At 65.9% G+C, this 13,805-nt stretch carries 11 protein-coding genes; 5 read left to right on the forward strand and 6 right to left on the reverse strand.

The features are described from left to right. Positions 1-547: 547 nt before the first annotated feature. A complete protein-coding gene (locus ACTJLD_RS32600) occupies positions 548-3,043 on the reverse strand; it encodes an AsmA family protein (RefSeq protein WP_440660714.1) in 2,496 nt (831 codons plus the stop codon). A gap of 252 nt (positions 3,044-3,295) precedes the next feature. Between ACTJLD_RS32600 and ACTJLD_RS32605 the strand changes: the two genes are divergently transcribed. Next, a complete protein-coding gene (locus ACTJLD_RS32605) occupies positions 3,296-5,104 on the forward strand; it encodes an alkaline phosphatase D family protein (protein WP_440660716.1) in 1,809 nt (602 codons plus the stop codon). Positions 5,105-5,203: 99 nt separating this feature from the next. Here the strand turns inward: ACTJLD_RS32605 and ACTJLD_RS32610 are convergent, their stop codons facing one another. Both ACTJLD_RS32610 and ACTJLD_RS32615 read right to left on the reverse strand, forming a co-directional pair. After that, positions 5,204-5,350 (reverse strand): DUF3096 domain-containing protein, encoded by a 147-nt coding sequence (locus tag ACTJLD_RS32610; protein WP_021157720.1) that lies wholly within the window; start codon positions 5,348-5,350, stop codon positions 5,204-5,206. Positions 5,351-5,501: 151 nt separating this feature from the next. Beyond that, a complete protein-coding gene (locus ACTJLD_RS32615) occupies positions 5,502-6,467 on the reverse strand; it encodes an enoyl-CoA hydratase/isomerase family protein (RefSeq protein ID WP_060082737.1) in 966 nt (321 codons plus the stop codon). 508 nt (positions 6,468-6,975) lie between these two features. Between ACTJLD_RS32615 and ACTJLD_RS32620 the strand changes: the two genes are divergently transcribed. From ACTJLD_RS32620 to ACTJLD_RS32635, 4 genes are all read left to right on the forward strand, one after another. After that, the gene (locus ACTJLD_RS32620; protein WP_440660718.1) at positions 6,976-7,728 is read left to right on the forward strand and encodes a gluconate 2-dehydrogenase subunit 3 family protein; all 753 of its coding nucleotides are present in this window, start codon (positions 6,976-6,978) and stop codon (positions 7,726-7,728) included. A 7-nt stretch (positions 7,729-7,735) separates the two neighbouring features. Further along, complete coding sequence (locus ACTJLD_RS32625) at positions 7,736-9,514, forward strand: GMC family oxidoreductase (protein WP_059696889.1); 1,779 nt, start codon at positions 7,736-7,738, stop codon at positions 9,512-9,514. An 8-nt stretch (positions 9,515-9,522) separates the two neighbouring features. Continuing rightward, entirely contained in the window at positions 9,523-10,899 is a 1,377-nt protein-coding gene (locus ACTJLD_RS32630) for a c-type cytochrome (protein ID WP_440660719.1), read from the forward strand. A 106-nt stretch (positions 10,900-11,005) separates the two neighbouring features. Further along, positions 11,006-11,866, forward strand: coding sequence for a fumarylacetoacetate hydrolase family protein (locus ACTJLD_RS32635; protein WP_440660721.1), 861 nt, complete (start codon positions 11,006-11,008; stop codon positions 11,864-11,866). A gap of 36 nt (positions 11,867-11,902) precedes the next feature. Here ACTJLD_RS32635 and ACTJLD_RS32640 read toward each other — a convergent pair whose 3' ends face one another. From ACTJLD_RS32640 to ACTJLD_RS32650, 3 genes are all read right to left on the reverse strand, one after another. After that, positions 11,903-12,214, reverse strand: coding sequence for a DUF3331 domain-containing protein (locus ACTJLD_RS32640; protein ID WP_081076279.1), 312 nt, complete (start codon positions 12,212-12,214; stop codon positions 11,903-11,905). A 62-nt stretch (positions 12,215-12,276) separates the two neighbouring features. Then, positions 12,277-13,293, reverse strand: coding sequence for an NADP-dependent oxidoreductase (locus ACTJLD_RS32645; RefSeq protein ID WP_060061267.1), 1,017 nt, complete (start codon positions 13,291-13,293; stop codon positions 12,277-12,279). Positions 13,294-13,374: 81 nt separating this feature from the next. Next, a complete protein-coding gene (locus ACTJLD_RS32650) occupies positions 13,375-13,773 on the reverse strand; it encodes an antibiotic biosynthesis monooxygenase family protein (protein WP_374702477.1) in 399 nt (132 codons plus the stop codon). Positions 13,774-13,805: the final 32 nt, after the last annotated feature.

Raw genomic sequence — 13,805 nt, forward strand, 5'->3', positions numbered from 1 at the left:
GCACGGCGTTCCATCCGTCATCATGCGCCGGAATACGTGAAGCGAGACGGCCCGTTTGCGCGATGTCATTCTGTTTCCGGATTGTGCACCGCACGCGATTCGATCTCAACCGCCATTCGACGTCGCCGCCTGTCCATATCGGCCGCAGACACCGGGTGACGGCAAGGCAAGCAGGAACCTGTCGTCATGGGTCGACGCGGTGCGCCTGCATTCGGCCGATGCGGTGCCCTGCCGGCGGCCGGGAATCGGCCGGCCACGCAAATCGAACGGCATCCCGAACGCGATCTCGCGGTATTCCGGCTACCTGCATCGGCCGCGCTTCGCGGACGCGCGTCGCCACGCTACTTCGGCTTGTCGCCCATCGGATTCCGCAACCGGGCCCGCTGTCGACGCGCGCACGAGTTGCACACGACCACGTCGCGATTCATCAGCGCCACGAGGGTTGGGTCACGCGCGTATCGCAATCGCCGCGCCCCCTGCGCGATCTGTCGATGCTCGTGCGTGTACTCGAGGCGGCCGAGCGCGGGAACGGACCGCGCACGTGGCGTTACCGGTCATGAGAGGAACCCCGGTTCGCCCGCGTCGAATGCCCGGGTTCGGCACCCGCCGGCGCGGAAGCGGCAGAAGCAGCCAGCGGCGCGTTCATGTACGCCGGGACAGCCTTCTTTCCCTGTCGGACGCCCGGCGGCGGCGCCGTCGGGCGCTGCTCCATGTCGGCCAGCATCTGCCCGCACGGCAACGAGCGACTGCGGCCCGGCTGCAGCAACGCGAGCAGACTGGCGAGCGGATTCAGCAAGCCCAGCCCGATCGCGGCACCGCCACGCGCGATCAGTGCGCCCGCCTTCACCCCGACGTGCGGTTGCTTGAAGGACCCGGTGACGTACAGCGGCGAGCGTAGCGATATCACCCGGAATCCCTTGGTGTGGGGATGGATCGTCAGGTTCATGGTCTCGTCCCGCAGGTTCACGGTGCCATCCATGCCGATCACCGCATCCTCGGTGTCGAGCGCGAATACGCGCGAGTCGAGCACGCCGTTGGTGACCACGAAGTCGGCCACACCGCAGTTGATCTTGACGTCGCGCGTGCCGAACAATTTCTCGTACACCACGTTTGCAACGTTCAGCCCCGCGGCTTCCATCAGCAAGAGACTCACCGTGCCGTCGGTCACCAATGTCTTCACTTCCCCGTTGGAAGTCGCGGCGAGTGCCGCCGGCGAATTGCCGGTGGCCGACAGCGCGGCATCGCCGTTGACCTCGCCGAGCGCCGTTTGCATCACCGGGAATGTCGGGAACAGTTGCTTGAGTTTCAGATGTCGCGCCTGCAGCGAGAACCGCCCCTTGAGCGGCGTGCCGCTGCCGTCCAGGTGGATGTTCGAAGCAAGCGTACCGCCCGCGACGCCGAAGTTCAGCGGGTTGAGCGTCAGCACGCCGTCGTGCAACACGACGTGGGTCGACAGGTCGGTGATCGGCAAGCTCGCGGTCTTGACGATGCGCCGCCCGGTCAATCGAACGTCGGCGTCGATCTTCTTCCAGCGGTCCGTGCGGAATGCCTCGACCGGCAACGCCTTGTTCGCGGGCTGCGCGACGGCGGCGCCCCGCCGCGCCTTGCTGGCATTCGTGTCGGCGCCGATGAGCGGCGCAAGGTCGGAAAACTGCAGCAGCCTCGACACCAGCGTACCGGACAAGAGCGGCCTCGGTTCGCGCGAAACGTATACCAACGAGCCGTTGATGTCGCTGCCGCCGACGCGTCCCGTGAAGTCCTCGTACTTGAAGACGTTGCCGGACGCCCGGAATTGGCCGACCAGTCGGCCGTCGGTCGCATACGGAGCAGTTTCGGGAAGGGTGAGGCCCGTGACGTCATACAGCTTGGCCATGCTGGTGCCCGCGAGCCACAGTCGAAGATCGACCGCCGCCAGGTGAGCCGGATCGGTCAGCGTGCCGACGAGCGCCAGGTGCGTATCGCCGAAGCGCAAGTCGGCTTGAACCGGAAACGGGTGTTGCGCGCCCTGCACCTCCAGCACATTGCCGATCTTGCCCGTGCCGGCGACCGCGCCTTTCTTGTAGGTCCCCTTGACGGTCCAGCCGATCGCGTACGTACCGACGCCGGCAGATGCCGCGGGTGCTGCGGGTGCTGCGGGTGCTGCGCCCGTCGATGCGCTCGTTGTCGCCGAAGCCGTTGCGCCCGACGCGGCCACTGCGGGCGCGCTCGATGCCATCGACGGGCCTGATGCAGCCGGGGCTATTGTGGTGCGAGATGTCGTCGCCGCGGCATGGGACGCAGCGGCCAACGCTTGCGACGCCGCGGCCGATGCGCGGGACGCCGCCTCGGCACCCGACGCCGGCACCACCGGTTGCGCCGGGCCGGAGCGCGCCTGGGCCGCGAGCTTTTTCTGACCTGCCGGCCCGACGGCTCGTGCCGATTCGTGTTGCGCCAACGCCTGCTGCTGCTTCACCACCGCGTCGAACGGGATCGGCTGGCCAAGCGTGTCGACCACGGCGCTCAGATCGAACTGCTTTTGCAGATCGTAGTAGCCGAGATGACCCTGGGCAAACGCGACCTGATGCAGGTCGAGCGTCCATCGGCCCGGCTGCGCGGGCCTCTTGAGCTTGAGCGTCCAGTTGACTCGCCCGTCCCTGATGCGCTCGAGGTCGACGGACGGATTGACCAGGTCGATTGCCGGAATCACGATGCGGCGTGCCATCAGCGGCAGCGCCTCGACTTCGAAGCTGATCATGTCCAGCGCGACGAAATACTTCGTGCGCGCCCAATCGGGATTGGCGATCGTGACATCGCGTGCGCTGAATCGCGGCCACGGCACCCATGCACGCCAGCCTTGCTCGCTCACCGGCCGACGCCAATCGATACGCAAATCGCCGTTGATCGCGAACTGACGTCCGATCGCGTCCGACACCTTGTCATCGATCCACGGCCGGGCTCGATTCCAGTCGAACGTGACAATGAAGATGACCAGCGCGGCAAGCGCCAGGGTGACAATGACGGCAAGCCACGCGGCCACCTTGCCGACGGTGTGGCCAATGTGCATTGCTCCCTCCCCGAGTTTGCTGCACCGTATCCAGCAATTCGTGTTCCTGAATACGGGGTCCGCCCGCCAGGTAGCGTGCGTGCCTTCGAGATGGGGTTCGTACGACTTTTCAGGCGTCGATCTTCGCAGTAATGTTCCGGATCGACTGCACTACCTGCCCTCGCTGCGTAACGCCGGCAAGCTCGTTGAGCGAGAGAAGCGGACGCCTGCTGCAGTGCTTCCTGCATCCGCGGGATGCGATCGGGAGGATCAATGGATCGTCGCCATTTCCTCAAGTCGTCGGCCTTTTTTACCATTGCGGCTGCCGCCGCTGCTGTCCCGTATGACGTTTCACCAGCGGGCCTGCCGGGCAGCACCGTGCGCAAAAAAACCAGTCAATTTCCGCAAGGTGTCGCAAGCGGCGATCCGCGCGATCGCTCCATCGTGTTCTGGACACGCTGCGTGCCGGTACCGAGCGGCGACCAGCACGATGCAAGAAGTGCCGCGCGCGCGGTACCGCTACGGCTCGAAGTATCGACGCTGCCGGATTTCTCGACGCTCGTCGCCAGCGTACCGCTGAGGGCGCTGGCCATCTACGACTTCACCGTGCGCGCGAAGGTGACGGCGCTCTCGCCGAAGACGACCTACCACTACAGGTTCGTCGCAGGCGGCGACGTCAGCATGACCGGTGTCGCGCGCACGGCACCGGAGGCCGACGAGGCCAACGAACAGGTTCGCTTCGCGTGGCTCACCTGTCAGGACTGGAGCGTCAACCACTGGCAGGCGATGACGCTGATGGCCGCCGAACGCGATCTCGATTTCGTCGTGCACGTGGGTGACTATATCTATGAAACGGTCGGGACCTCTCCCCCCGGCCAGGCCGAGCCGGCACATTCTCCGCTGCACCTGCCCGACGGCAAGCGGCTCGCGGACGGCCGCGCGTATGCCGACACGCTCGACGACTACCGGACGCTCTATCGCACCTATCGTACGGATTCGCGCTTGCAGACACTGCACCAGCGCCTGCCGATGATCGCGATCTGGGACGACCACGAATTTTCCGACGATTGCTGGCAGGACCATCAGGTCTACACCAACGAGGAGCGACAGGAAACCCGGCGGCGGCGCAACGCCAGTCGCGCGTGGGCGGAGTACATGCCGGTGGATTGGGGCGACGTGCGCTTCGAGCCGGACGATCCGTCGTACACGAACATTCGCATCTACCGCGATTTTCGTTTCGGCATGCTGATGCATCTGGTGATGACGGACGAGCGGCTGTATCGCGACGACCATGTCGTGAGCGAAGCGGCTATCGCGCGCGCGCACGGGCACGACCCGGTGCACGGTGACGACGCGGCCGGCTCGCGCTACTTCGTCAAGCAGGATGGACTGCTACGCGACGAGGCGCGTCTTGCCCGGCAGTTGGGCCGCCCGCCGTCGCTGCTCGGTCCGGAACAGACGCAATGGTGGAAAGCCGCGATGAAGGGTTCGCCGGCAACCTGGAAGGTGTGGGGCAACGAGGTGATGTTGAACCGTCTGTGGTTCGTGATGCCGGGTGCACCCCAGACACCGGGAGCCCGCCTCGTGGTCGATTGCGACGCATGGGACGGTTATCCCGCGCACAAGCACGAACTGCTCGCCTACTTGAGGGAGCACGGGATCCATAACGTCGTCGCGATCACCGGAGACCTGCATGCATTTCAGTGCGGCATCGTGCGGGACGATCCCGATCCCGCGACAGGGGTGCCGGTCATCGTCGATTTCGTCTGCGCCGGCATCAGCAGCATGTCCTTCTATTCCTACCTGAAGGCCGCATGGAACGGCACACCGCTCGCGTCCATCGCGGCGACGCCTGCCAGGCTCGACCGCTTCCTGATGGCGAACAACCCCGATCTGTGCCACGCCGACCACGACGCGCAGGGTTACGCGTCGGCCACGGTCACGCCGGACTCCTTTTCCGTCACGTTCAACAAGATGAAGCCGTTGAACCCGGACGGCGCCGCGCCCGCGGATGCACTGCTGGGCCGCACGCGATTGACCGTGCCCAGGGATTCGGTCGAGGTACGCGTCGAGCACATGTAGGTTCCGACGCGCCGCCGTTTCCCGGCGGCATTGCGCGTCTCCGAAAACTCGAGCAAGCGGCCCTGTGCGGTCATGCACAGGGCCGTTCCGCGCGGCGCGTCAGTGGAAATGTCCGCCGAAAAGCCCGAGCAACCCTATGATGATCAGGTACAGCGCAACGATGTAATTCAGCAGGCGCGGTACCACCAGAATGAGAATCCCGGCGATCAGCGAAACCAATGGGCTCCAGTTCGTGAATTCGTGCATGGCGCGGCCTCCTGACAGTGGATCGCGAAATCGGATGTGCGTCGGTGCGACGCTGATCCACGTAGCGGAGCGATTTCCATGCCTGACTCGACGCGTGCCGCGTCGGGTCTTCGAATCGGCGAGCCTCCTCTTCCGGAGCCGCGCAGATCGCTCAATCGGCGGGGGGCAGCTTCGCGGACAGGTCCGGAAAGTGGAGTTCGCCTTCGTAGGTCTCGGCACCGGCTGCGAGTATCGCCTTTACACGCGCCTGTATCGCTTCGTTGGCCACGCACAGATCGGCCTCGTGCGCTTCCACCAACAAGCCTTCGGAGAAGGAAACGTCGGACCCCATGTCCACGGACCGCTTCAGGTGTGCAATCGTGGAGGGCGGGAACGTCGCGATGCGGCGTGCCAGCTTGTCCACGAACGGGCCCAGTTCCCTGGCCGGCAATGCACGATTGATATAGCCGTAGTGGTCGGCCAGCTCCGCGGAGAAGTCTTCCCCGGCCAGCAGTACCTCGAGGGCGCGGGCGCGTCCCATCCGCCGCGGCAGGCGCTGCGTGTTGCCACCGCCCGGGACGAGCCCGCACACGACCTCCGGCTGACCGAACACGGCTTCGCCAATCGCGGCGAAACACATGTCCGCGGCCAGCGCAATTTCGCAGCCGCCGCCGCGGGCGATCCCTTCGACCTTCGCGATGACGGCCTTGGGCATGTTGCGCAAGCGCTCGCCAAGCATCTGTGTCAGGCGGAAGGTGCGCGTATTCGAAGTCGTTTTCGGCGCCGAGCCGACACGATGCAGGCCCGAGTGAGCGATGAAGAACTTCGGCACGGCGCTCTGCAGGACAACGACACGTACGCTCGCATCCTGTTCCAGCAGCCGGGTCAGCGAGTCGAACTCCTCCGAGAGAACCTCGTCGAGCAGATTCAGCGGCGGATAGTCCAGGGTAACCGTGGCGACGCCGCTATCGCGGGTCACCCGGATATGTTTGTAGTCGGCATAGCTTCCGCCTCCCCCCTGTGATGGCGCGGACGGTTGGGGAGCAGCGCCCCCTTCCGAAGACGCGAGCAACACACCGGGCGCGAGTGTGGCGGCACCGATTGACTGGACGAAGGTACGTCGAGAGATAGTCGACATGGCAGACTCCTGGGTTGGTTTCATCTCGCCTCGGCAGAGCCGCGCCCGGCTCGCGATCCGCGGCGGCATCAAGTAACGCAGTTGCAATCCCCTGGCGCGGCGGTCCCCATGTCACTGCGCATGGCAATGACTGCGCCGGCAATCCGGCGTCGTTGAGCGGCATTCGTCAGTTTGAAAAAGCAAGCTTCGCCGACGTCATGATCCTCGTCCCGTCGGGGCCTTTGCAAGAATCCTCCCTAAGTGGGGGGGCGCCCCGATCGACCTCGCGCGGCAGCGCGGAGCGGGTCGATCCTGCACGCCCTCCCCGAACAGGGGGCTGCCTTCGCGCCGGGCCATGGGTACTTTTGGCGGCATGGCCCCTTCGGCACATGATCCGGCGCGCGTCTCCCTTCCTGGGCATCCGCCCGACCCATGCCTGTTGAAGTGCGTACCGGCACGCTGTCGCTGCAGGGTCGGCAGACCCTCGCGGCCGCGCTCCGACGACACCACGGAATGATCCGCCCCATCCATGAACAAAAGCCAATCATCCGGCGACAGGCCGGCGCCTGAGTCAGGCCGGCGTGTTTTCCTCAAACGCGTCGCCATCGTTCCCGCCGCCGTCGCGATAGGCGGGTGCCATTCGGGCGACGACGCATCGCCGGCACCGACGGCGACGCAAAATGCCGGCAGCGGCGTTCGGCTCGACACCTATCGTCCGGTGTTCTTCACGCCCGAAGAATGGCACTTCGTACTCGCGGCGGTAGATCGCCTGATCCCGCACGACGACGAGGGGCCCGGTGCGCTCGACCTGAACGTTCCCGTCTTCATCGACCGGCAACTGGAAACCGGTTACGGCTACGCGGCGCACTGGTACATGCAGGGTCCGTTTCGCGCCGCCTCCCCGCTGTTCGGCTATCAGTCGAGGCTCACGCCGCGCGAGTTGTATCGGGCCGGCATCCAGGCGACGAACGCACGCTGCATGCGCGAGTTCGCCGGCAAGCGCTTTGCCGAACTCCCCGTCGCGGAACAAACCGGCGTGCTCGCACGCCTGGAGTCCGGCGCGATGGCATTCGACGCGATCTCGTCGGCGGATTTCTTCGCGTTTCTGCTGGAGAACACCCGCGAAGGCTATCTGTCGGACCCGATACACGGCGGCAACAAGGAGATGGGCAGCTGGAAAATGATCGGCTTTCCCGGGGCCAGGGCGGACTTCCTCGACTGGGTCGGGACCGGCAAGCTCTACCCGTACGGGCCCGTCAGCATCGAAGGTCAACAGGGTTGAGACGCATATGCCGCAAATCACGAAGCCGGAAGTGGATGCCGTCCTCGTCGGGATGGGTTGGACAGGTTCGATCATGGGGATGGAGCTGGCCGAGGCCGGCCTGACCGTAGTCGGCCTGGAGCGCGGCGCAAACCGCGATACGAGCCCCGAGTTCGCGTACCCCGCCATCGCCGACGAGCTCGCCTACATTCAGCGGCGCAAGCTGATGCAGAATCTTGCGCACGAGACGGTCACGATCCGGCATGCGCCGAACGAAGACGCGTTGCCCTACCGGCAGCTCGGCGCATTCCTGCTGGGTACCGGGGTAGGCGGCTCGGGCGTGCACTGGAACGGCACGACCTGGCGTGCCAACGCCGCCGACCTCAAGATCCGCTCGCACTACGTGCAGCGATATGGCGCCGGGTTCATCCCCGGCGACATGACGATCCAGGACTGGCCTTACTCACTGGACGAACTCGAACCGTACTTCGAGCGCCTCGAGGCCGTGATGGGCACGTCGGGCAAGGCAGGCAATCTGCACGGCCGGATCGTCGACGGCGGGAATCCCTTCGAGGCCATGCGCCGGCGCGACTATCCGTGCCCGCCGCTCGCCGACAATTATCCGGCGACGCTGTTCCGGAACGCGGCGCGCGACGCCGGTTTTCATCCGTTTCCGATTCCCGCGTCCAATGCGTCGATCGCCTATCAGAACCCGTACGGAATGCAGCTCGGCCCGTGCAACTTCTGCGGCTATTGCGAAGGCTTCGGCTGCTACATGTATGCGAAGGCATCGCCGCAAGCCTGCATCCTGCCCGCCTTGCTGGCCAAACCCAATTTCGAGTTGCGCGACCGATCCCATGTGACGCGTGTGCAGCTCGATTCGGACGGCAAGCGCGCGACCGGCGTGACCTATCTCGATGCGCAGGGCCGGGAAGTGTTTCAGCCGGCGCGCATCGTCGTGCTGTGCGCGTTCCAGATGCACAACGTGCGCCTGCTGCTGCTGTCCGGGATCGGCACGCCGTACGATCCGGCGACGGGAACGGGAACCGTCGGCAGGAACTTCGCCTATCAGAAGAACAGCGCGGTCTCGCTGTTCTTCGACAAGGACGTCCACATCGATCCGTTCATCGGCGCCGGCTCCGGCGGCCAGGCATTCGACGACTTCAATGCGGACCACTTCGATCATTCCGCCGCGGGGTTCGTCGGCGGTGCCTATATCAGCGCGATGGTCACCGGCGGCCGTCCGATCGGACAGACCCTGCTGCCGGAAGGCACGCCCAAATGGGGCTCGGCGTGGAAGAAGGCGCTCAAGGACAACTACCTGCATTCGTTTTCCATCGGTACGGCGGGGTCGGTCATGTCTTACCGCACGAACTACCTGGATCTCGATCCGACCTATCGCGACGCATACGGCCTTCCGCTGCTGCGCATGACGTTCGACTGGCACGACAACGAGATGCGCATGACGCGCTTCGTCACCGGCAAGGCCGAGCAGGTCGCGCGTGCGATGAAGCCGAAATCGATGTCGGTCCACGCCGGGAAGATCGGCGATCACTTCGACATGCGGCCGTACCAGACCACGCATACGACGGGCGGCGCGGTCTGCGGGGATCGTCCGGACACGAGCGTCGTGAACAAGTACCTGCAATCGTGGGACGTCCACAACGTATTCGTGACGGGGGCCTGCGCGTTTCCGCAAAACTGGGCCTACAACCCGACAGGCATGGTCGGCGCGCAAGCGTATTTCTCGGCGCGCGCGATTCGCGAGCAGTACCTGAAGAATCCCGGTCCGCTGCTACCGACATAGGAAAGGCAATGGGTGAGCGATACAAGAAACTGGCCGGAATCTCATTCGGGCTGCTATGTACCTTCGTCACGCTGGCTACGTGGTTGCCACCGGCCGACGCGAACGCGCAGGATGCCGGGCAGATCGCGCGCGGCGCCTATCTGGCGCGCGTCGGCGATTGCGTGGCATGCCACACGTCGCGCCGCGACCAGCCGTTTGCCGGCGGGCTGCCGATGGAAACGCCATTCGGTACGATCTATTCGACGAACATCACGCCCGATACCACGCACGGCATCGGCCGCTACAGCTACGACGATTTCGCGGCCGCGCTGCGCAAAGGCGTCGCGAAGGACGGGCACCTGCTCTACCCGGCCATGCCGTATCCGTCGTTCTCGAAGGTCAGCGACGCCGACACCCGTGCACTCTATGCGTACTTCATGCACGGCGTGCGCCCGATCGGCCAGCCGAACACCGAGACGCGGCTCCACTTTCCGTTCAACCTGCGCGTGCTGCTCGCGGGATGGAATCTTCTGTTCCGGCCCAGTGGCACGTATCGCGAGGACCTGACGCAAAGCGCGACGTGGAATCGTGGTGCCTATCTCGTTCAAGGGCTCGCGCACTGCGGCGCATGTCATACGCCTCACGGCCCGATGGGCCAGGAGAAGGCGCTGGACGCACGCGGGACGGACCTGTACCTGAGCGGCTACACGCTCGCGGGCTGGCATGCGCCCGATCTGCGCCCCGGCGACGGAAACGGCGCGGGCGAGCGCACACGGGACAGCATCGTTCAGCTTCTGCGCACCGGACGATCGCACGGCAGCGCCGCGTTCGGCGGGATGTCCGAAGTGGTGGAGAACAGCACGCAGTATTTCAGCGACGCCGACCTGGCCGCGGTGGCCGATTACCTCGTCAGCCTGGGCCCCGGTCGCACAACGCGGACGTCGGCGGCACCTCCCGTCAAGTCCGATACGACTGCGGCGTTGCGCTCGGGCGTCACGCCGACGGGCGGCGCGTTGCTGTACCTCGACAACTGCAATGCGTGCCATCGCTCGGACGGCAGCGGCGCGATGAAGGCGTTCCCCGCGCTGGCGGGCAACGCGGTGGTCACGTCCGACGATCCGTCGTCGGTCATTCACGTGATTCTGACCGGCTCGCGGATGCCGTCGACCCGATCCGATCCGGCGCCGCTGGCCATGCCCGCATTCGGCTGGCGGCTGTCGGACATGCAGGTCGCCGAGCTCGCGACGTTCGTCCGCGGCAGCTGGGGCAATCGTGCCGGCACGGTGAGCGCATCGGACGTCGCGAAAGTCCGGCGGCAGGTCGATCCGGCGCAACTGAAGCGGATTCGGGCCGCCGTCACGAACGAAGTGACCGACGACGGTGCGCCCGGTTCGACCGGCAAATGACCTCGGGCGGCGGCCCGTATCACGCGGAGCCCATCGCCCGCACGCGATCGAAGGACTGCGCGGCACGGGCCTTCCACTTGTTTGACTCGATTATCGGAAAACCATCATGCGATTCATCAGCTTTGTCCGCGACGGCGCCACCGGCGTCGCCATCCGGTCCGGCGACGGCCGTTATCTCGGACTGACGCGTAGCGACCCGGACTTTCCCGGCGATCTCGACACCCTCGTTTCCGGCGGTCCTGCCGCGCTGGCGCAGGCCAGCGAACGCCTCCAGCTGGCCGGCCGGCCGCTGGACCTGGCCGATTGCACCCTGCTCCCGCCCGTGACGCGGCCGGCGAAGATCATCTGCGTCGGGCTCAACTATGTCGAGCACTCGCACGAGGCGGGCTACGAGGTTCCGTCGTATCCGACACTCTTCGCACGCTTTCGCAGCAGCCTGACCGCGCACGGCGCCGCGATACGCATGCCGACGGAATCGGATCAGCTCGACTACGAAGGCGAGCTGGCGGTCGTCATCGGGCGCGGCGGCCGGCGCATCGCGCGAAGCGATGCGTTGAACCATGTGGCCGGTTATACGGCTTTCAACGACGCGACCCTGCGGGACTATCAGTTCAAGACGCCGCAATGGACGGTCGGAAAGAATTTCGACGAAACGGGCGCACTCGGCCCCGAGCTGGTGACCGTCGACGAATTGCCGGCGGGCGCGGCCGGTCTCAGGCTTCAGACCCGGCTCAACGGTGTCGTCATGCAGGACGCCAATACGAACGACATGATCTTCGACATCGCTGCGCTGATCGCCACCATCAGCGAAGTCATGACGCTCGAGCCAGGCGACGTCATCGCGACCGGCACGCCGTCGGGCATCGGCATGGCGCGCAATCCGCCGCGCTGGATGCGCGCCGGCGACGTGTGCGAGATCGAGATCGAGGGGATCGGCGTACTCAGGAATACCGTCGTGCAATCGTGATCCGGTCGGGCCGGCGCAGCGCGCGCCGGCACGCGTTCAGCCAGGCTGCATGATCAGCGCATCGTTCGCGAGGATCATCGCGCCGGCGTTGGTGGGCCTCGGCCGCTCCGCCGGACGAAACACCGCGTCGCCGGGGAAGATCGGCAAGTGCGTCAGCACGCAGATGCCGCGGCGTGACGCGACGACACGCCGCCAGCGCTGCTCGCCGAAGTGCCGGACGCCGGGCTCGACCCAACGAACCATCAGCACGCTTCCGTCGCATTCCAGCACCGTCACCCGGGCACCCGCGAACTCGCGGGCGGAACCCACGCGCGGCCCGTCGTCCAGTCGTGAAATCGCATCAGGCATGTCCCGCTCGCAAGCCGGTGCGGTCGAGCCGTGGGCCCGGTCGACCGCGCGTGTTCAATCGGTCACGTGATCCTGACCAGCATCTTGCCGGTGTTGGTCCCGTTCATCAGCCCGATAAAGGCCTCCGGCGCGCGCGCGATACCGTCGACGATCGTTTCGTCATGCACGATCTGCCCGGCTCTCAACCACGCCGCCATTTCGTCGACGAACGCGTCGCGGTGCTGCCGATAGTCGTGCAGCAGGAAGCCCGTCAGCGTCAGGCTCCGATAGACGACGTTTTCCATGAACCGCGGCCCGGGCGACACGCCGACGCGGTCGTACTGCGAAATGGCGCCGCAGATCGCCGCCCGCCCGCCGTAATTGAAGGCCGACAAGGCCGCCTCGAGATGATCGCCGCCGACGTTGTCGAAATAGACGTCGATACCTGCCGGTGCCGCGGCCGCCAGTTGCTCGAGCACCGGCGCGCGCCGGTAGTTGAACGCCGCATCGTATCCGTAACGTTCGCGCATCACGGCAACTTTCTCGTCGCTCCCTGCCGAGCCGATCACGTGCGCGGCGCCTTTCAGCCGCGCGATCTGCCCCGCGAGCGAGCCGACCGCGCCCGCCGCGGCGGACACGAATACGACTTCATCCTCGCGCATGCGTGCCACCACGAGCAGCCCGACATAAGCCGTCATGCCCGTTGCGCCCATGACGCCGAGGTGAACGCTGCTCGGCAAGTCGGGCAAGTCCGCGACGCGGGTGAATTCGACCGCGGCGCCCTGCGCGATGTCGCGCCAGCCGTAGCGGTGCAGCACGAGATCGCCGGGTGCGAACGTGCTCGACGCGCTGTCGGTCACACGGCCGACCGCGGCGCCCGTCATCGTTTCATGCAGCTTGAACGGTTCGACATACGACGGCCGGTCGTCCATCCGGCCGCGCATGTACGGATCGACCGAAACGTATTCGTTGCGTACGCGAACCTCGCCGTCCGCCAACGCCGGAAGCGGCACCTCGACCGTCAGGAAATCGTCCGGGACCGGCTGGCCGTTCGGCCGTCTCGCCAGTTGAATCTGCGTGCTGATCGTGGAGAACCTCACCGCCCCTCTCTCCTTGCAAGAACCCAGGGTGCCGGTGGTGCCGGCCGGGCACGCCGCACGCATGCGGCGGCGTACCGCGCCTCATGCACCGGCGATTCGGACTTCGCTCACGTGCTCGACCGACGGCGGGCCCACGAAGAAGGGGCCGGCCAGTTCGCGCCATCGCTGAAAATCGGCTGTCTGGCGAAAGGCGTCGTGCAGCGCGACGCTTTCCCATTGCACCATCAGGCGGTAGCGCGACGGTTGCTCGATACCGCGATACAGGCGCAAGCCATGGCAACCGGGGGCGCGTTCGATCAGCGGCTTCGCCTCGGCGACCGCGCGCTCGAATTCCTGCTCTCGGTTTTCCTGGATCTCGATCTGGGCAATTTCAAAAATCATGGCGGGTTTCTCCGCGCAACGCGAACCGTCGCGCAGTGCAATTGACACGATGCCGGCATCGATCCCGGGCCGGACATTCCGGGTGGGCGGCGCGTGCATGCGTGCTGCCCTGCTGCCGGCTCGCGTGGACA

The organism is Burkholderia sp. 22088, assembly GCF_052045915.1.
Classification (GTDB): domain Bacteria; phylum Pseudomonadota; class Gammaproteobacteria; order Burkholderiales; family Burkholderiaceae; genus Burkholderia; species Burkholderia cepacia.

Coding starts and splice junctions, on each gene's coding strand:
- ACTJLD_RS32610 (WP_021157720.1), bottom strand. CDS start 5,350: ATGCACGAATTCACGAACTGGAGCCCATTGGTTTCGCTGATCGCCGGG.
- ACTJLD_RS32615 (WP_060082737.1), bottom strand. CDS start 6,467: ATGTCGACTATCTCTCGACGTACCTTCGTCCAGTCAATCGGTGCCGCC.
- ACTJLD_RS32625 (WP_059696889.1), top strand. CDS start 7,736: ATGCCGCAAATCACGAAGCCGGAAGTGGATGCCGTCCTCGTCGGGATG.
- ACTJLD_RS32605 (WP_440660716.1), top strand. CDS start 3,296: ATGGATCGTCGCCATTTCCTCAAGTCGTCGGCCTTTTTTACCATTGCG.
- ACTJLD_RS32630 (WP_440660719.1), top strand. CDS start 9,523: ATGGGTGAGCGATACAAGAAACTGGCCGGAATCTCATTCGGGCTGCTA.
- ACTJLD_RS32635 (WP_440660721.1), top strand. CDS start 11,006: ATGCGATTCATCAGCTTTGTCCGCGACGGCGCCACCGGCGTCGCCATC.
- ACTJLD_RS32640 (WP_081076279.1), bottom strand. CDS start 12,214: ATGCCTGATGCGATTTCACGACTGGACGACGGGCCGCGCGTGGGTTCC.
- ACTJLD_RS32620 (WP_440660718.1), top strand. CDS start 6,976: ATGAACAAAAGCCAATCATCCGGCGACAGGCCGGCGCCTGAGTCAGGC.
- ACTJLD_RS32650 (WP_374702477.1), bottom strand. CDS start 13,773: ATGCACGCGCCGCCCACCCGGAATGTCCGGCCCGGGATCGATGCCGGC.
- ACTJLD_RS32600 (WP_440660714.1), bottom strand. CDS start 3,043: ATGCACATTGGCCACACCGTCGGCAAGGTGGCCGCGTGGCTTGCCGTC.